The sequence below is a fragment of the Pseudomonas syringae genome, from assembly GCF_021606685.1.
Classification (GTDB): Bacteria; Pseudomonadota; Gammaproteobacteria; order Pseudomonadales; family Pseudomonadaceae; genus Aquipseudomonas; species Aquipseudomonas syringae_R.
Genome location: NZ_WKCB01000024.1, coordinates 15,632 through 33,418, shown reverse-complemented (window position 1 = coordinate 33,418; position 17,787 = coordinate 15,632). Strand labels below are relative to the sequence as shown.

Here is a 17,787-nt window from a genome sequence, read left to right as displayed (position 1 = left end):
GGCTTGCCCCCGATTGCAGTGTGTCAGTCTCAGTATCTGTGACTGACCCACCGCTATCGGGGGCAAGCCCCCTCCCACATGGTTTAGCCCGGTTTCTACAGGCCGAGCAGCACAAGACGCTCGCGTACCGACGCCTCGATACCGGCCTCATCCAGCCCACACTCAGCCAGCATCTGCGCGGGCTTGGCGTGCTCCACGTACACATCCGGCAAGCCCAGGTGCAGTACCGACTTGAGGATGTTCTCGCGAGCCAGGAACTCACTGACCGCCGCACCGGCGCCGCCCATGATGGCGTTTTCTTCGACGGTGACCAGCAACTCATGGCCAGCGGCGATTTCGCGCACCAAGGCTTCGTCCAGGGGTTTGACGAAACGCATGTCGACCACCGTGGCGTCGAGCTTCTCGGCGACTTTCAGCGCTTCGGCCAATTGCACGCCAAACACCAGGAACGCAGCCTTGCTGCCTTGGCGACGCACGATGCCCTTGCCGATCTCGATCGGGTCCAGGTCTTTGTCGATCACCGCATTCGGGCCATTGCCGCGCGGGTAACGTACCGCGGCCGGGCCGTTGTACAGGTGGCCGGTGCTGAGCATCTTGCGCAGTTCGTTCTCATCGCTCGGTGTCATCACCAGCATGCCGGGGATGCAGCGCAAGTAGGACAAATCGAAGCTGCCGGCGTGGGTCGGGCCGTCTTCGCCCACCAGGCCTGCACGGTCGATGGCGAACAGGACGTCGAGGTTCTGCACCGCCACGTCATGCACCAGCTGGTCATAACCGCGCTGCAGGAAGGTGGAATAGATCGCCACCACCGGCTTGGCGCCTTCACAGGCCATGCCGGCGGCGAAGGTCACGGCGTGTTGCTCGGCAATCGCCACGTCGAAGTAGCGCAGCGGGAAACGCTCGCTGAACGCCACCAGGTCGGAGCCTTCTTTCATCGCTGGCGTCACGCCCACCAGGCGCGGGTCGGCGGCGGCCATGTCGCACAGCCATTCGCCAAACACACCGGAGTACTTAGGCCCGCTGGCCTTTTTGGGCGCAGCGGCGGGGGCGTCCACGGGTTCGAGCTTGGTGATCGCGTGGTAACCAATCGGGTCGACTTCCGCCGGGGCGAAGCCTTTGCCTTTCTTGGTGACGATATGCAGGAACTGCGGGCCCTTGAGGTCACGCATATTGCGCAGCGTGGCGATCAGGGTGGGCAGGTCATGGCCGTCGATCGGGCCGATGTAGTTCCAGCCCAGCTCTTCGAACAGGGTGCCGGGTACCAGCATGCCCTTGGCATATTCCTCGGTGCGACGGGCGATTTCCCACGCGCCTGGCAGACGCGAGAGCACCTTTTTGCTGCCTTCGCGCATGCTGGCGTAGGTGCGGCTGGAAAGGATCTTGGCCAGGTAGTTCGACAAACCACCGACATTGCGCGAGATCGACATGTCATTGTCGTTGAGGATCACCAACATGTTGGCGTCCACTTCCGGCGCATGGTTGAGTGCCTCGAACGCCATGCCGGCGGTCAGCGCGCCATCCCCGATCACGGCAATCGCCTTGCGGTCGCTGCCTTGCAGGCGGGCGGCAATCGCCATGCCCAGCGCTGCACTGATGGAGGTGCTGGAGTGGCCCACGCCAAAGGTGTCGTACTCGCTCTCGGAGCGACGCGGGAAGGCCGCCAGGCCGTCCTTCTGGCGCAGGCTGCCCATGCGCTCGCGGCGGCCGGTGAGGATTTTATGCGGATACGCCTGATGGCCCACGTCCCACACCAGCCGGTCGTCCGGGGTGTCGAACACGTAATGCAAGGCGATGGTCAGCTCGATGACGCCCAGGCCAGCACCGAAATGCCCACCGGTCTGGCCGACCGTGTAGAGCAATTCCAGGCGCAACTCATCGGCCAGGGTTTCCAGCTCGGCTTCACCCAGACGACGCAGGCCGTCCGGCGTGGCAGCACGGTCGAGCAGGGGCGTAGACGGGCGCTTGCGGGGAATCTCTTGAAACGTCGTGGGCATCAGGCGAATCGTTATAGGTATAGAAGAGGCGGCAGTTTACCTCAAGCATCGCAAACTGCCCACGCAGAGCGCCGAACTTGGCCGATATGCGGCGCCAATCGCCGCGGTTATCAGTGGCGGCGTTCGACGATATAGCGCGCCAGGTCGCGCAGTGGCTCGGCCGCCGCGTCGAAAGGTCGCAGGGCATCCAGGGCCTGGTCGCGCAGTTCCAGGGCGTAGACCTTGGCCGCGTCGAGCCCGAGCAGCGCAGGATAAGTCGGTTTGTCCCGTGCGATATCGGCACCCTGGCGCTTGCCCAGGGTGGCGGTATCACTTTCTACGTCGAGAATGTCGTCCTGCACCTGGAATGCCAGGCCGACAGCCCGGGAGTAGGTCTGCAGGGCCGACAATTGCGCGGGTTCGGCGCGGCCGCTGGCCAGGGCGCCGAGGTGCACGGCGGCTTCGATCAGCGCGCCGGTCTTGTGGCGATGCATGTGTTCGAGGGCTTTTTGATCCAGCTTGAGGCTCACCGAACCCATGTCGATGGCCTGGCCGCCGACCATACCGGCGGGGCCGGCGGCGTGGGCCAGTGCGGTGACCATGCGCAGGCGGATCTCGGCGTTGACGCCGCTCAGGGCCGGGTCCAGCAACGCGCTGAACGCCAGGCTCTGCAGGCCATCGCCGGCGAGGATCGCATAGGCTTCATCAAAGGCTTTATGGGTGGTGGGCTGGCCGCGACGCAGATCGTCGTCGTCCATGGCCGGCAAATCGTCATGCACCAGGGAATAGGCGTGAATCAGCTCGACCGCACAGGCCGCGCCATTCGCCTGTTCGGCCGGCGCGCCCAGTGCTTCGCATGCCGCGTACGCCAGCAGTGGGCGCACGCGTTTGCCGCCATTCATCACGCTGTAGCGCATGGCTTCATACAGGCGATTCATTTCCGGGCTTGGCGCAACAAACAAGGGCTCCAGCGCCGCATTCACCCGGGCTTGGCTACTGGCCTGATACGCGTCGATCATTCGGGTTGTTCCGCATCGAAAGGTTCTTCGGCCAACTCCCCGTCACGTTCCAGCAGCACTTGCACCTTCTGCTCCGCCTGCGCCAAAGCGCTCTGGCAGTCGCGGGTCAGGCCGATGCCTTGCTCAAACGCCGTCAGCGAGTCCTCCAGCGACAACTCGCCGTTCTCCAGACGCTCAACCAGGGTTTGCAGGTCGGCGAGGGATTGTTCGAAATCGAGTGCAACTTTTTTGCGGGCCATGGCGGCTATTCCGGTAGACGGTAAACCGGCGCGACACTAGCAGACATGCGGAATCTGGGCAAATGAGGGGGGATGGGCGCCGAGGGGCGTGAGCCGAATAATTGGTTTATTCGGCTCACTAAATGAGCCGATTAGCCGCTGTATTCGGCTCACGGGGGATAATCTGCCTTGGCTGCTTACGAGCAGTAACCTTGCGCCTCCTTTAACTGTGCCTCAAATGCCAGCAACCCCGTGTGCATCCTCTGTAGTTCCGTAATCTGCACCGCCAATTCCTGCTTCTTGTTGGCGATGGCTTGGTCCGCCCGGTCCCAAGGCAAACTATCTCCTCGGTGGTTACCAAGGATTTCCTGCAACTCTTTAAGCTTGAACCCCAACTGCTGCGCGCACTTGATAAACATCAGCAGCTCAACGCTTTGCTCCGAATACACCCGGTATTGCCCCTGGCGCTGTGGCGGTGGCATCAGGCCGATCGCCTCATAGTGACGAATCGCCTTGATGGTGGTGCCCGATAACTGCGCGGCTTTGCCGATGTACATGAAAACTCCCTTTTCCAACTAGTCCGCCGGCCTGCTTCAGCCATTTTTCCCGCTGCGTTGCAGTCGACCCCAGCACCGGCCCGAACATCAACGTCTTGATCGGCTTGATGCCACAAAACGCCAGCGTGGTCTTACGCATCTGATGCACGCCCGGCATGCGATAGAACCAGCGGTAATACCACGGCGGCGTGTCCAGGGTCACCAATAAGTGTGCGGTTCGGCCTTGCAGCAGCTTGTCAGGGAATGCCTTGCCGGCACGGTATTTAAAGGAAAAGCCGGGTAGGAAGATGCGGTCGATAAAGCCCTTCATCAGCGCCGGGATGCCGCCCCACCAGATCGGGAAAACCAACGCCAGGTGAGTGGCCCACAGGATGTCGGATTGGGCGCTGAGCAGGTCGGGTTCCAGCGGTTGGGGCTGGGTGTAGCCGTGGCGCAGGACAGGGTCAAAAGTCAGGTCGCCCAGGCGTAGGACGCGTACCTCATGGCCGGCGATTTTTGCCGCGTGGCTGTAGATGTCGGCGAGGGCGGAGCAAAAACTGGTGTCGGACGGATGGCCGAGGATGACGAGGATGCGTTGGGTCATAGGGATGGGGCCTGAAAATGGGCCTTTCAGGGTAGGGGGTGCTGTATAGGGGAGAGTCAAGGGCAGAGGTCGCAACTCGCCAGCAGGACCTTTCTGCAAGGTGTGCAAGGCCCTTCCTGTTGCGCGCTTGACGCCTTGTGACGGCACCGGTCCCTGACTAGCCTGCTGAAAACTCAAGAGTGAAACAGGCATGAGCGAAACCTCTATCGGCTTGACCAACCCACCGGCAGGTTACAGCGACTGGCTGAGCGATCTCAAAGGTCGTATTCACACCGCTCAACAGCGCGCGACGCTGGCTGTAAACCGCGAACTGGTGCTGCTTTATTGGCACATTGGCCGCGATATTCTTATCCGTCAGGCTGAGCAGGGTTGGGGGAGCAAGGTGATTGATCGCCTTGCTCAGGATTTGCGTGCGGCGTTTCCCAGGATGAAGGGCTTTTCGCCACGCAACCTCAAGTACATGCGTGCTTTTGCGGAGGCGTGGCCAGATACGGAGTTTGTGCAACAGGCTGCTGCACAATTGCCGTGGGGTCACAACGTGGTGTTGCTGGACAAGCTACCTGGCCCGGAAACCCGTCGCTGGTATGTCACTCAAGCGATCGAACACAGTTGGTCCCGCAACACACTGGTGATGCAGATCGAAAACCGTCTGCTGGAGCGCAGTGGCAAGGCGGTCAGCAATTTTGAAAACCACCTGCCCAAGCCGCAATCCGACCTGGCTCGCGAATCCCTTAAAGACCCTTACCGCTTTGATTTCCTCAGTCTGGGCCTGGATGCGCAAGAGCGTGATATCGAAAACGCGTTGATCAAGCATGTCACCGACTTTCTATTGGAGCTGGGCGCGGGCTTCGCCTTTGTCGGCCAGCAGGTGCTGCTGGCTGTTGGGGGAGATGAGTTCTTTGTCGATCTGTTGTTCTATCACCTCAAGCTGCGTTGTTACGTCGTGATTGAACTCAAGACGGGCAAGTTCAAACCCGAGCACCTTGGTAAATTGAGCTTCTACATGGCGGCAGTGGATGCGCAGCTCAAACATCCGCAGGACGGCCCCACCATCGGGCTGCTGCTGTGCAAGAGCAAGAATAAGATCGTCGCTGAGTACGCACTGCGCGATAACGCTCGCCCCATCGGGGTAGCAGAGTATCAACTGGTCGAGTCGTTGCCGGCGGAGCTGCAAACCAGCTTGCCCAGCATTGAACAGATCGAGCGTGAGTTGGCCAGTGATAATGCTCCCGTGCAAATGAAGGCGTCATCCACCCTGGCTGGGAACGAATAATGGCTTAGTGCTTCTAACCACCAACTTCATACGCGCCAATCACCGCCAAAACGTCAAAAAAACCACAATCGACCCCCTGATTTTGCCTAAGAGACGTACGGGTATAAGGTTTTCTTCATTTATCTTGCTGCGCCGTTCTTCCCCACGCATCATCATTTTCCCTGGACCCGACCGCGACGTATGCAGATGCCTCATGTTCCTGCCCCGTTCCCCGCCAATGAGCAAGAGCGCCTCCGGTCCCTGGAACACTTGGGTATTCTGGACAGCACACCTGAGCCGGGTTTCGATGACATTGTGTTGCTGGCGACCAGCCTGTGCGACGTGCCGATTGCGCTGGTGTCGCTGGTAGACAAAGATCGCCAGTGGTTCAAGGCCTGTATCGGCCTGGATGTGCGTGAGACTCACCGCGACCTGGCATTTTGCGCGCACGCCATCCTGTCTCCCGATGAAGTGCTGGTGGTCGAAGACGCAACCCTGGATGTGCGTTTCGAGCACAGCGCGCTGGTACTGGGGCCGCCTTACATCCGCTTTTACGCGGGCGCGCCGATTCGCGACGATCGTGGGTTGGCACTGGGTACGGTGTGTGTCATCGACACCCGGGCTCGTACGCTGACGGTCGCGCAACACACGGCCTTGCTGGCGCTGGCCCGGCAAACCGCCTCGTTGCTGCAATTGCGCTTGCTCAGTGAGCAGCGGGAACTGCGTGCCCGACACCTGGAAAACGAACTCGCCCAAGCCCAGGCGCTGGGGCGCCAGGCCGAACAGTTCATGCACCATGCCAAACGTGTTTCGTCGCTGGGCATGGTTGCGGCCAGCATTGCCCACGACTTCAACAACCTGCTGCAGGCCTTGAGTGCCAGCTTGCAGATGGTGCGGTTGCGCGCGCGCCGGCCGGAGGATGTCGAGCGCTTCAGCGATGCGGGCCTGCAAGCGGTGGATCAAGGCCGGTTGCTGGTCAACCATCTGCTGGCCAGCGTTCGTCACGACAGCCCCAACTTGATGTGCATCGACGTCAACGAGCGCCTCGAGAGTATGCGTGACGTGCTGTTACGCACCGTCTCAAGCGGCGTTGAACTCTCCCTCGACCTGGCGGCAGCCGGTACCGGCGTGTTGTGCGAAGAGGCGCAGTTGAGCGCGGCGGTCATCAACTTGCTGGCGAACGCCCGCGACGCCTTGAGCGGCAAAGGTCGCGTGCACATCAGCTCGCGGCTGGTCAGCGTTGAACAGGACGAAGCGCTGGGCACCGGTAATTACTTGCTGCTGAGCATCACCGACAACGGCCCCGGCATGCCCGATGAGCTGGCCGCCAAGGTCTTCGAGCCGTTCTTCACCACCAAGTGTGCGGGCAAGGGCACCGGCCTCGGGCTGTCCCAAGTGCTGGAATTCGCCCAGCGCGCAGGCGGCACGGTCAAAGTGCAAACCGCCTTGGGCGCTGGCACCACCATGAACCTTTACCTGCGTGCCCTCGGCCGTATCGACGCCAATTTGCCTAACGGCTGACACGCCGAAAGCCTGCTTTTCAGGGCAGGCTTGGGGTCAACCGCGAGTGATTAATCCTTGCGCGCGGTCAGCGCCGAGTAACCGTTCATCAAGTTGCGGTAGTTGGGGATGCGCTGGGACAACAGATTCCCCAGGCCCTCGATATCGTTGCGCCAGTCACGATGCAGCTCACAGGCCACCGAAAACCAATTCATCATCTGTGCACCGGCCTGCGTCATCCGGCTCCAGGCCGCCTGCTGCACCGTGGTGTTGAACGTGCCCGACGCATCGGTGACCACAAACACATCAAACCCTTCCGCCAGCGCCGACAAGGTCGGGAACGCTACGCACACATCCGTCACCACACCGGCAATGATGATCTGCTTACGGCCAGTGGCCTTGATCGCCTTGACGAAGTCTTCGTTGTCCCAGGCATTGATCTGGCCAGGGCGAGCGATGTAAGGCGCGTCCGGGAACATTTCCTTCAACTCCGGCACCAGCGGGCCATTGGGGCCTTGCTCGAAACTGGTGGTGAGAATGGTCGGCAAGTCGAAGAACTTGGCCAGGTCAGCCAGGGCCAGCACGTTGTTCTTGAACTCGTTGGGCGAGAAGTCCTGCACCAGGGAAATCAGACCGGTCTGGTGGTCGACCAGCAGAACAATGGCGTCGTCTTTGTTCAAGCGGTTGTAGGTTGGAGTGCTCATGGTTGAATCCTTTTTTGTTTAAGTGGGTTTGGCGTTGCGTTCAACATGGGCACAGATTAATGGGTTGGGCGTGGGGGATAAATCGGGTGGGAGGCGTCTTACTGTCAACCTGGCGGGGACAATAAGCTTGAGAGGATCAAGTGGCAGATAAAGAGGAGGGAATTGGTTTGATGATGGTATGGAGCAGGGTGGGCGTATTTTACAGGCATTAAAAAGCCGGCTTGTGGCCGGCTTCTCGGGGACTGCTTCAGCTTGTTTTTGACAAACCTCACCAGCCTTCAAATCGCTCAGCCCACGTTGCGTCGGGCTGAATAGTAGGGGCATCAGCGGGAACTCCTCCGCATCGCCGGGCAGGGTGGTTGGCTGTGAAGCCAAACCCTGCCAAATGTGCGGCGCATGATACCCACATTCATTTCAAATGCCCACCTCCGGGTCCGTTTTAGAGCCTTCCCAGCCCAGCAGGTGTTCATCCAGCGGCACCGGCCTGCGGTTGTTCAGGGTGGACCACCAGAACACCCAGCCCAGGATCAGGAAGTTTTGCTCAAAGCGTTGCTCGTGGCTCAGGTATTCATCCGGGTGTTCGCCGGCGTTGTGGCTGCGCATGCGCAAGCCGCCGCCGGGGCGGTTGTAGAGGTATTTGATGCGCAGCATGCCGTCGTGTTCGACGGCGTAGATTTCGCCGTCGGTGATGTGGGTGCGGCCTCTGTCGATGGCGAGGGTGGCGCCTTGTTGAATGATGTCGATCATGCTGTTGTCGACCATGTAGGCGCCCAGCGCGCGGTCGGGGTTTACGTTGAGGGTTTCGAGGGTGTGCAGGGAGACGCGGATACGCTCGCTGGAGGTGAATGAGGCGTGGAGCGGTAATTCCACGTCGATTTTTTCCGGGTGACAGGCGGGGCCTGTGAGGTATTTGCCAGCGTCTTCGCGGGTGGGGAATCCTTTGCGTGTTTCCGGGCCTTCCAGCAGGAAGTTGGCCGGAGGGTGTTTGGGGCCTTCGCCGGTACGTAGCCAACGGCTGGAGACGCAGAGCAGTTCTGCGACTTCGTTGAGTCGGCCCATGGGTACACCGCGTTTGAACCAGTTGTTCACGTGTTGGGGCGTGACACCGCGGTTCTTGGCGAAGTCGGAGGCGGAAAGATGAACTTCCCGTAGCAGTGCTTTTAAGCGATCACCTGATTTATTCATAAACGCAGAGTTTACTGGCCGGAAAAACAGATCAAATAAACCATGCGTTGAGTTGTGCTTGTAGGTTTTTGCTTAGTTGTAGCCTGGTACTGCTTATTTTGTAAGTTGCTAAACGCTCGTTATAAGGCGATGAACTTGTCGTTTAATTTTTTCCACAAAAAAAGCCCCGAATGATCGGGGCTTTTTTGATTGCCAGGGCAATGTGCAGCGGGTATCAGCCTTTGTAGGCGGCAACCGACTTGAGGATCTCGGCGCGGGCGGCGTCTGCGTTGCCCCAACCGTCGATCTTCACCCATTTGCCTTTTTCGAGGTCTTTGTAGTTCTCGAAGAAGTGCTTGATCTGTTCCAGCAGCAGTGGCGGCAGGTCGGTGTATTCCTTCACGTCCACGTACAGCTGCGACAGCTTGTCGTGTGGCACCGCGATCACTTTGGCATCGCCGCCGCCATCGTCGGTCATGTTCAGGATGCCGACTGGACGTGCGCGGATAACCGAGCCTGGTGTAACCGGGTAAGGGGTTACAACCAGCACGTCGAGGGGGTCACCGTCGTCAGCCAAGGTGTTAGGGATAAAACCGTAGTTGGCCGGGTAGAACATCGGGGTGGCCATGAAACGGTCAACGAACAGGCAGTCGCTGTCTTTGTCGATTTCGTATTTGATCGGCGCGTGGTTGGCCGGAATCTCGATGGCGACGTAGATGTCGTTCGGCAGGTCTTTGCCAGCCGGAATCTTGCTGTAGCTCATTGGGCGTTGCCCCCGTTAATTGGCCAAGAAACTTGGCCGGATTGGCCTAAAAGTGGCGGCGATTATAGGCATATTCCGCCGCCGATGCCATGCGCCAGACGTCGTACGGTCATTCGCCCTGTGGCTGATAACGCGGGTCGTGCGCTTGCAGTTGGTGCAGGCGGGCCAGTGGGTCCTGGCGATAAAAGCGGCTCAGTTGGGCGTACACCTGTGGATAACTGTTGACCAGTAAATCCGGGGCGCTGAAAAAATATTCGCTGGTGACGGCAAAGAATTCCGCCGGGTTTTCCGCCGCGTAGGGGTCGATCTCGGTGTCGACGTCCGGGTTGGCATCCAGCTGGCGATTGAGGTCATCGAAGGCGCTTTGCATCACGCTGGCCCATTCTTGCACGCGCATGTCGTGGTGCAGCGGTGGCAGGCCGTTGGCGTCGCCGTTGAGCATGTCGAGCTTGTGCGCCAGTTCGTGGATCACAAGGTTGTAACCTTCCCACTGGCCGCTGGCGAGTACGCCGGGCCAGGCGAGGATCACCGGACCCTGTTGCCAGGCTTCGCCGCTGTGTTCGCCGTCCCACTCGTGTTCGATGCCACTGCTGTCGCGATGGCGCTGGGGGCTGACGAAGTCGTCCGGGTACAGCACGATTTCGTGGAAGCCCTGGTACCAGTCGAGGTCGCCGAGGTGCATCAGCGGCAACTGCGCCTGGGCGGCGAGCAGCAGGCGTTGCTCCTGGTGCAGCTCCACGCCGGGCAGGGCGGTCAGGTATTTTTCGGCGAGGAACACCACGCAGGCTTCACGCAGCCACTGGTCCTGCTCGGCGCTGATGCCGTCGAGAAAGGTCAGGTGGTGGCGCACCCGTTGCCAGGTGTCATCGGCAATCGGGTGCTTGGCCAGCAGGCGCCGGCGACGCCAGGCGCTGAGGGACCACATCGCAGGTTACTGCGGCTTGGCTTGGGAGGAGGTGCGGCCAAAACGGCTACGGAACACGCCAATGATCATCGGCACCAGCGACAGCAGAATGATGAACACCACCAGCAACGACAGGTTTTTCTTGATAAACGGCACGTTGCCGAAGAAGTAGCCCAGGGTCACCAGGCCGCCGACCCAGAGGATGGTGCCCAGTACGCTGAACCCAAAGAACCGTGGGTAAGGCATTTTCGCGATACCGGCGACGAACGGCGCGAAGGTGCGCAGGATCGGCAGGAAGCGCGCCAGGGTCACGGTTTTGCCGCCGTGCTTATCGTAGAAGTCGTGGGTTTTTTGCAGGTAGTCGCGGCGGAAGATTTTCGAGTTCGGGTTGTTGAACAAGCGTTCGCCGACCGTTCGCCCGATCACGTAATTGGTGCTGTCACCGAGGATCGCCGCCAGCATCAACAGGCCGCCCAGCAAGACCGGGTCCATGCCGCCGCCTGCCGCTACGGCGCCTGCGATAAACAGCAAGGAATCACCCGGCAGGAAGGGCATGACCACCAGGCCGGTTTCGCAAAAAATGACCAGAAACAGAATGGCGTAGATCCACGGACCGTAATTGGTTACCAGCAGGTCGAGGTAGACGTCGAGATGCAGGATAAGGTCAAGCGGGTTGAAATCCATGGATGGCACCTGTGTGAATGGCCCGACTCAGCAGGCCCGTGCGGAAGCTCGGGTAATAAGGCTACAAGTGTATGCCGCTTTTCTTACAACCCTGAAAGGTCCGCATTATACGGATTGAGAGGTGAAAAGCCTGCTGGTTTTGTAGCGGGGGATGTCGCAGTCGGCGGGTCATGGCGCGTCGCCTTCCCGTGGCGAGCGAGCTTGCTCACGTGGGGCTGCGCAGCGGCCCCAAAATCCAGGTAACGCTGTTTGCCTGGAAGTGTGCGGGGTGGTTAGTGGGGCTGCTGCGCAGCCCGACGCGAGCAAGCTCGCTCGCCACAAGGGCTTATTCGCGCCTCCAAAAAAACAGGTTCGTTAGAAAAGGTCAGTCTTCGCTGATCGGCAAGGTGTAGTTCTTGAACTCGGTGTCCTCGCGAAACCCGATTGACTCGTAGGTCTTCTGTGCCACTTCATTGTCACTGCTGGTCGACACCCGCAACCGCACGGCATGGGTTTCCTTGGCCATTTTCTTCGCCGTGCGCATCAGGTTGTCCGCCACCAGCTGGCGGCGCGCATCTTCGGCGACGTAAATGTCATTCAGGATCCACACGCGCTTGAGCGACAGCGACGAAAAGCTCGGGTACAGCTGGCAAAACCCAAGCAGTTTCTTATCGTCATCATCGGCCAGAGCCAGGTAGATCACCGATTCCTGGCGGCGCAGGCGTTTTTCCAGAAAGGCTCGAGAGGAATCCGGGAAGGGCAACGCCCCATAAAACTCGCGGTATTTGACGAACAACGGGGTCAACAGGTCCAGGTGTTCCAGGGTCGCTTGAGTGATCCGCATGCCAGGCCTCAACTTCCAAATGGGGTATGACCACGCGAGCGGCCGTGACTTGATGCTGCCTAAAGACGCGAAAAAGCGCAATCGTGCGGGTATCAGTCGGTGGGTGGGCTGAGCAGGAAATTGCCCTTGATCAAATCCGGGTCGTCGGATTCGATGGTCTGCACCTGTGCCTCGTCCTTGAGATTGACCCCCGACAGCTGCCGGCGACACGCCTCCTTCATCAAGTACAGCAAACGATGGGCCGCCATGCCATAACTCAAGCCCTCCAAACGTACATTAGAGATGCAGTTGCGATAAGCATCGGTGAGGCCGACCTTGGGGTTGTAGGTGAAATAAAGGCCCAGGCTGTCGGGCGAACTGAGTCCAGGGCGCTCGCCGATCAGGATTACCACCATCTTGGCGCCAAGCAATTGCCCGATTTCATCAGCGACGGCCACACGGCCCTGTTCCACCAGGATCACTGGCGACAAGGACCAGCCCTCAGCGTGGGTCTGTTCCTCCATGCGCGTAAGAAACGGCAAGGTATGTTTATGCACAGCCAGCGCAGACAAACCATCGGCCACGACGATCGCCAGGTCCACACCCCCCGGGTTGGCTTGGGCATGGTCGCGCAGGCTCTGCGCCGACTCATCACTCAAGCGCCGCCCCAGGTCCGGGCGTTGCAGGTAGCTGTGCCGGTCGGTGGCCGCGCTGTGCAGCAACAGGCTCTCGCGCCCGCGTTCCGCCAATTGGCTGCTCAGGCCTGCATGGTCGAAGGGCAGGTGCACGGCGTCCCGCGCCTGGGCATGGGCAAACTGGAAATCAAGCTGTGCGCTGGTGGGGATACTGGTACCGGTACGGCCCAAGGCAATTCGCGCGGGGGTCAGGCGGCGCAGTTCCAGCCACGGGTTGTCGGGCAAGTCTGGTTGCACGGTAGGCTCCTTCATCCCAAGTGCGCCAAGGCGTGGCGAAATGCCGGTGGCAGGCTGTTGCCGAACTGCACCTTGCCGTCGGCTTGCGTGAAGATGCCCATCTTGGCCAGCCACTGTTCAAACTCCGGCGCCGGCTTTAAACCCAATGTTTGGCGGGCGTACAGGGCGTCGTGGAACGAGGTGGTCTGGTAGTTGAGCATGATGTCGTCGGAGCCGGGGATGCCCATGATGAAGTTGATCCCGGCCACGCCCAGCAGGGTCAGCAGGGTATCCATGTCGTCCTGGTCGGCTTCGGCATGGTTGGTGTAGCAGATGTCGCAGCCCATCGGCACGCCCAGCAGCTTGCCGCAGAAGTGGTCTTCGAGGCCGGCGCGGATGATCTGCTTGCCGTTGTACAGGTACTCGGGGCCGATAAACCCTACGACTGTGTTTACCAGAAACGGTTTGAAATGTCGGGCCACGGCGTAGGCACGGGTTTCACAGGTTTGCTGGTCGACGCCAAAGTGCGCGTTGGCCGACAAGGCGCTGCCCTGGCCGGTTTCGAAATACAACAGGTTCTGGCCCAAAGTGCCGCGATTGAGGCTCAACCCCGCGTCGTAGCCTTCCTGCAGCACGTTCAGGTTGATGCCGAAACTGGCATTGGCCGCTTCGGTGCCGGCAATCGACTGGAACACCAGGTCCAGCGGCACGCCGCGGTTGATGGCTTCAATGGAGGTGGTGACGTGGGTCAGCACGCAGGCCTGGGTCGGGATCTCATAGCGTTGGATGATCGCGTCGAGCATTTCCAGCATGGCGCAGATCGAGGCGATGCTGTCGGTGGCCGGGTTGATGCCGATCATGGCGTCGCCGTTGCCGTACAGCAGGCCGTCGAGAATGCTCGCGGCAATGCCCGCCGGTTCATCCGTGGGGTGGTTGGGTTGCAGGCGGGTCGACAGGCGCCCACGCAGGCCCATGGTGCCGCGAAACCGGGTGACCACGCGGATCTTCTGCGCCACCAGCACCAGGTCCTGCACGCGCATGATCTTGGACACGGCGGCGGCCATTTCCGGTGTCAGCCCGGGCGCCAATGCGCGTAGGGAATGTTCGTCGGCCGCGTCGCTGAGGAGCCAGTCGCGCAGGCCGCCGACGGTGAGGTGGCTGACGGCGCTAAACGCCTGTTTATCGTGGGTGTCGATGATCAGCCGGGTGACTTCATCGCTTTCGTAGGGGATCAGCGCTTCTTCGAGAAAATGCTTCAGCGCAATATTGGCCAGGGCCATTTGCGCGGCCACACGCTCGCCGTCGTTCTGCGCGGCCACACCGGCGAGGAAGTCTCCGGAACGCGCGGGGCTGGCCTTGGCCATCACGTCCTTGAGGCTGTCGAAGCGGTAGGTCTGTGTACCCACCGCGTGGGAAAAGCTTGCCATACAGTGTCTCCTTGACGACGCAGGCAGCGGCCTGCGTCGAGGTTTACGGCATTTCAGTGCAAGGCGGCCTCTGCGGCCTGGATCGCCGCTAATTCCTCTTCGGGCGTGCCTGCTACCAAGTGATGCCGGCTGTAGAAAGCAAAGTAAGCAATTAATACTCCATAGATGATCGCGGCGCCAATCACCACCCGCGGATCCACCAGAAACCCCGCCACCACGGCCACGCAGGCCAGTACCAGGGCCACACCGGAGGTAAAGATGCCGCCCGGTGTGCGGTATGGACGGTCCATTTTGGGGCGACGAATGCGCAAGGTGATGTGCGCGGCCATCATCAGCACGTAGGAAATGGTCGCGCCGAACACGGCCACCAGAATCAGCAAATCGCCTTGGCCGGTCAGCGACAGGCCGAAACCGATGATGCCGGGGATCACCAGCGCCAGCACCGGCGCCTTGCTCTTGTTGGTCTGGGACAGCTTGCGCGGCAGGTAGCCGGCGCGCGACAAGGCAAAGATCTGCCGCGAATAGGCGTAGATGATCGAGAAAAAGCTGGCGATCAAGCCCGCCAGGCCGACCAGGTTGACGAAGCTGCCCATCCAGGTCGAACCGCCGTAGGACAGCGCTAACGCTTCCACCAGCGGGTTGCCGGATTTGATCAGCGCGTAGGTGCCGGCGCCGCCGGGTGCGATCACCAGAATCAGCAAGGCAAAACTGGTGAGCACCACAATGGCGCCGATCAGGCCGCGGGGCAGGTCGCGTTTGGGGTTCTTGGTTTCTTCGGCGGCCAGGGGCACGCCCTCGACGGCGAGGAAAAACCAGATGGCATAGGGGATCGCCGCCCAAACACCGACGTAGCCGAAGGGCAGGAAGGTGCTAGCGCCCTTGGCTTGGGTGACGGGGATGTCGAGCAAATTGGCGACGTTGAAGTGCGGCACCATCGCCACCAGGAACACGCCCAAGGCAATAGCGGCGACGGCGGTGATCACAAACATCAGCTTCAGGGCTTCACCCACGCCGAATATGTGGATGCCGATAAAGATGATGTAGAACGCCAGGTAAATCATCCAACCGCCGATGCCGAACAGCGACTCGCAGTAAGCGCCGATAAACACCGCAATGGCGGCCGGGGCGATGGCGTATTCGATCAGGATGGCGGTACCGGTGAGGAACCCTCCCCAAGGGCCAAAGGCGCTGCGGGCAAAGCCGTAGCCGCCGCCGGCGGTAGGGATCATGGAAGACAGTTCGGCCAGGGAAAAGCACATGCACAGGTACATGGTGGCCATCAGCAATGTGGCGAGGAACATACCGCCCCAGCCACCCTGGGCCAGGCCGAAGTTCCAGCCGGCGTAGTCGCCGGAGATCACATACGCAACGCCGAGGCCGACCAGTAGCACCCAGCCGGCTGCGCCTTTTTTAAGTTCGCGTTGTTGGAAGTATTGAGAGTCGACTTTTTCAAAGTCGACGGAGGATCCAGTAGGTTCGCTAGGCATGGGAAGTACCTTTCATTGTTATTTTTTTTAACTCGGCCTCTGTGTGCCGAATGCAATTCGCAAGTACTTATGAAGATCCAAATGTGGGAGGGGGTGTTAGTTAGAAGAAACCGAGCGGATTGATGTCGTAGCTCACCAGCAAGTTTTTGGTCTGCTGGTAGTGATCCAACATCATCTTGTGTGTCTCACGGCCCACGCCGGATTTTTTGTAACCGCCAAACGCGGCATGCGCCGGGTACAGGTGGTAGCAGTTGGTCCACACGCGGCCCGCCTTGATCGCCCGGCCCATGCGGTAGGCGCGGTTGATGTCGCGGGTCCACACGCCGGCGCCCAGGCCGAACTCGGTGTCGTTGGCAATCGCCAGGGCTTCGGCTTCGTCCTTGAAGGTGGTGATGCTCACCACCGGGCCGAAGATTTCTTCCTGGAACACGCGCATTTCGTTGGTGCCCTTGAGCAGGGTCGGCTGGATGTAATAGCCGCCGGCCATGTCGCCGGTGAGCTTCTCGACCTTGCCGCCGGTAAGCAGTTGCGCGCCTTCGCCCTTGGCGATTTCCAGGTAGGACAGGATCTTGTCGAACTGCTGCTCGGACGCCTGGGCGCCGACCATGGTGTCGGTGTCCAGCGGGTCGCCGCGTTTGATCGACTCGATCTTCTTCATCACCACTTTCATGAAGTCGTCGTAGATCGACTCTTCCACCAGTGCACGCGACGGGCAGGTGCACACTTCGCCCTGGTTGAAGAACGCCAGCACCAAGCCTTCGGCGGCTTTTTCGATGAACGACGGTTCGGCTTTCATGATGTCGGCGAAGAAGATGTTCGGCGACTTGCCACCCAACTCAACGGTGGACGGAATAATGTTCTCGGCCGCCGCGTGCATGATGTGCGAGCCCACCGGGGTGGAGCCGGTGAAGGCGATCTTGGCGATGCGCTTGCTGGTGGCCAGGGCTTCGCCGGCTTCCTTGCCGAAACCGTGCACCACGTTCAGCACGCCCGGTGGCAGCAGGTCGCCGATCACTTCCATCAGCACGTTGATGCCCAGCGGGGTTTGCTCGGCAGGCTTTAGCACCACGCAGTTGCCGGCGGCCAGGGCTGGGGCGAGTTTCCACGCGGCCATCAGCAGCGGGAAGTTCCACGGGATGATCTGCCCGACCACGCCCAGCGGCTCATGGAAGTGGTAGGACGCTGTGTGTTCGTTGATTTCGGCGCTGGTGCCTTCCTGGGCGCGGATGCAACCGGCGAAGTAGCGGAAGTGGTCGGCCGCCAGCGGGATGTCGGCGTTGAGGGTTTCACGCACGGCCTTGCCGTTGTCCCATGTTTCAGTGATGGCCAGCAGTTCGAGGTTCTGTTCGATGCGGTCGGCGATTTTCAGCAGCACCAGCGAGCGATCCTGGGCCGAGGTCTTGCCCCAGGCGTCGGCGGCGGCATGGGCGGCGTCGAGCGCTTTGTCGATGTCTTTGGCAGTGGAGCGCGGGAATTCGGCGATAGGCTTGCCGTTGACCGGCGAGGTGTTGGTGAAATAGTTGCCATCAACCGGCGCAACGAATTCGCCACCAATGTAGTTGCCGTACTTGGCCTTGAACGAAACGATCGCGCCGTCAGTACCGGGGTGTGCGTAACGCATGGTGGATTCTCCTGGCTTTTATGTTTATTGGAGTGCAGCGCTGTGGCTGCGCTTGATAAAGCGTAGAGCAAAGGTTGGGCCACTGCTTTGCCGGCCAGCGAAATCAAGGGGTTGGGGTGTGTTGCAGGGCGTTGCTGTCACGCGATCGAGACAGGCCGGGTGACAGTTTGTGCCAGAAACGGTACAGCCTGTGACCGGTGGGTCGGCCTGGGATTGCA

The 17,787-nt window shown here is 60.5% G+C and carries 17 protein-coding genes; 2 read left to right on the top strand and 15 right to left on the bottom strand.

The window, feature by feature from the left end; genetic code table 11:
- Positions 1-95 precede the first annotated feature (95 nt).
- The 5 genes from dxs to GIW02_RS11955 all read right to left on the bottom strand — a co-directional run bounded on the left by dxs (position 96) and on the right by GIW02_RS11955 (position 4,350).
- The gene (gene dxs / locus GIW02_RS11975) at positions 96-1,994 is read right to left on the bottom strand and encodes a 1-deoxy-D-xylulose-5-phosphate synthase (protein WP_236410907.1); all 1,899 of its coding nucleotides are present in this window, start codon (positions 1,992-1,994) and stop codon (positions 96-98) included.
- 110 nt (positions 1,995-2,104) lie between these two features.
- A complete protein-coding gene (gene ispA, locus GIW02_RS11970; protein WP_236410908.1) occupies positions 2,105-2,992 on the bottom strand; it encodes a (2E,6E)-farnesyl diphosphate synthase in 888 nt (295 codons plus the stop codon).
- Positions 2,989-3,231: an exodeoxyribonuclease VII small subunit gene (locus tag GIW02_RS11965; protein WP_003176346.1), complete on the bottom strand. Its 243-nt coding sequence runs from the start codon at positions 3,229-3,231 to the stop codon at positions 2,989-2,991. Before GIW02_RS11965 ends, ispA begins: the two co-directional genes overlap by 4 nt.
- Positions 3,232-3,407: 176 nt before the next feature.
- On the bottom strand, positions 3,408-3,767 hold the full coding sequence (locus GIW02_RS11960; RefSeq protein ID WP_236410909.1) for a MerR family transcriptional regulator: 360 nt from the start codon (positions 3,765-3,767) through the stop codon (positions 3,408-3,410).
- The gene (locus GIW02_RS11955) at positions 3,706-4,350 is read right to left on the bottom strand and encodes an NAD(P)H-dependent oxidoreductase (RefSeq protein ID WP_236410910.1); all 645 of its coding nucleotides are present in this window, start codon (positions 4,348-4,350) and stop codon (positions 3,706-3,708) included. The genes GIW02_RS11960 and GIW02_RS11955 overlap by 62 nt, the downstream gene beginning before the upstream one ends.
- 190 nt (positions 4,351-4,540) lie before the next feature.
- Between GIW02_RS11955 and GIW02_RS11950 the strand changes: the two genes are divergently transcribed.
- Together GIW02_RS11950 and GIW02_RS11945 are read left to right on the top strand one after the other, a co-directional pair.
- The gene (locus GIW02_RS11950; protein WP_236410911.1) at positions 4,541-5,623 is read left to right on the top strand and encodes a PDDEXK nuclease domain-containing protein; all 1,083 of its coding nucleotides are present in this window, start codon (positions 4,541-4,543) and stop codon (positions 5,621-5,623) included.
- A gap of 186 nt (positions 5,624-5,809) precedes the next feature.
- Positions 5,810-7,123: a GAF domain-containing hybrid sensor histidine kinase/response regulator gene (locus tag GIW02_RS11945; RefSeq protein ID WP_236410912.1), complete on the top strand. Its 1,314-nt coding sequence runs from the start codon at positions 5,810-5,812 to the stop codon at positions 7,121-7,123.
- A 50-nt stretch (positions 7,124-7,173) separates the two neighbouring features.
- Here GIW02_RS11945 and ycaC read toward each other — a convergent pair whose 3' ends face one another.
- The 10 genes from ycaC to exaC form a co-directional block, all read right to left on the bottom strand.
- Positions 7,174-7,806 (bottom strand): isochorismate family cysteine hydrolase YcaC, encoded by a 633-nt coding sequence (gene ycaC / locus GIW02_RS11940; protein ID WP_236410913.1) that lies wholly within the window; start codon positions 7,804-7,806, stop codon positions 7,174-7,176.
- 414 nt (positions 7,807-8,220) lie between these two features.
- Complete coding sequence (locus GIW02_RS11935; RefSeq protein WP_236410914.1) at positions 8,221-8,991, bottom strand: S24 family peptidase; 771 nt, start codon at positions 8,989-8,991, stop codon at positions 8,221-8,223.
- A 214-nt stretch (positions 8,992-9,205) separates the two neighbouring features.
- Positions 9,206-9,733 (bottom strand): inorganic diphosphatase, encoded by a 528-nt coding sequence (gene ppa, locus GIW02_RS11930; RefSeq protein ID WP_003219382.1) that lies wholly within the window; start codon positions 9,731-9,733, stop codon positions 9,206-9,208.
- Between the two features lie 109 nt (positions 9,734-9,842).
- Positions 9,843-10,658 (bottom strand): M90 family metallopeptidase, encoded by an 816-nt coding sequence (locus GIW02_RS11925; RefSeq protein WP_236410915.1) that lies wholly within the window; start codon positions 10,656-10,658, stop codon positions 9,843-9,845.
- A gap of 6 nt (positions 10,659-10,664) precedes the next feature.
- Positions 10,665-11,321, bottom strand: coding sequence for a DedA family protein (locus GIW02_RS11920; protein ID WP_236410916.1), 657 nt, complete (start codon positions 11,319-11,321; stop codon positions 10,665-10,667).
- A 364-nt stretch (positions 11,322-11,685) separates the two neighbouring features.
- Complete coding sequence (locus GIW02_RS11915) at positions 11,686-12,144, bottom strand: GNAT family N-acetyltransferase (RefSeq protein WP_236410917.1); 459 nt, start codon at positions 12,142-12,144, stop codon at positions 11,686-11,688.
- Positions 12,145-12,236: 92 nt separating this feature from the next.
- Positions 12,237-13,070: an ethanolamine ammonia-lyase subunit EutC gene (gene eutC, locus GIW02_RS11910; protein WP_236410918.1), complete on the bottom strand. Its 834-nt coding sequence runs from the start codon at positions 13,068-13,070 to the stop codon at positions 12,237-12,239.
- Positions 13,067-14,461 carry an ethanolamine ammonia-lyase subunit EutB gene (locus GIW02_RS11905; RefSeq protein WP_236410919.1) on the bottom strand — a complete coding sequence of 465 codons (1,395 nt, stop codon included), beginning with the start codon at positions 14,459-14,461 and terminating at the stop codon, positions 13,067-13,069. Before GIW02_RS11905 ends, eutC begins: the two co-directional genes overlap by 4 nt.
- Before the next feature lie 53 nt (positions 14,462-14,514).
- Positions 14,515-15,948: an ethanolamine permease gene (eat, locus tag GIW02_RS11900; protein WP_236410920.1), complete on the bottom strand. Its 1,434-nt coding sequence runs from the start codon at positions 15,946-15,948 to the stop codon at positions 14,515-14,517.
- A 100-nt stretch (positions 15,949-16,048) separates the two neighbouring features.
- The gene (exaC, locus tag GIW02_RS11895; protein WP_236410921.1) at positions 16,049-17,569 is read right to left on the bottom strand and encodes an acetaldehyde dehydrogenase ExaC; all 1,521 of its coding nucleotides are present in this window, start codon (positions 17,567-17,569) and stop codon (positions 16,049-16,051) included.
- Positions 17,570-17,787: the final 218 nt, after the last annotated feature.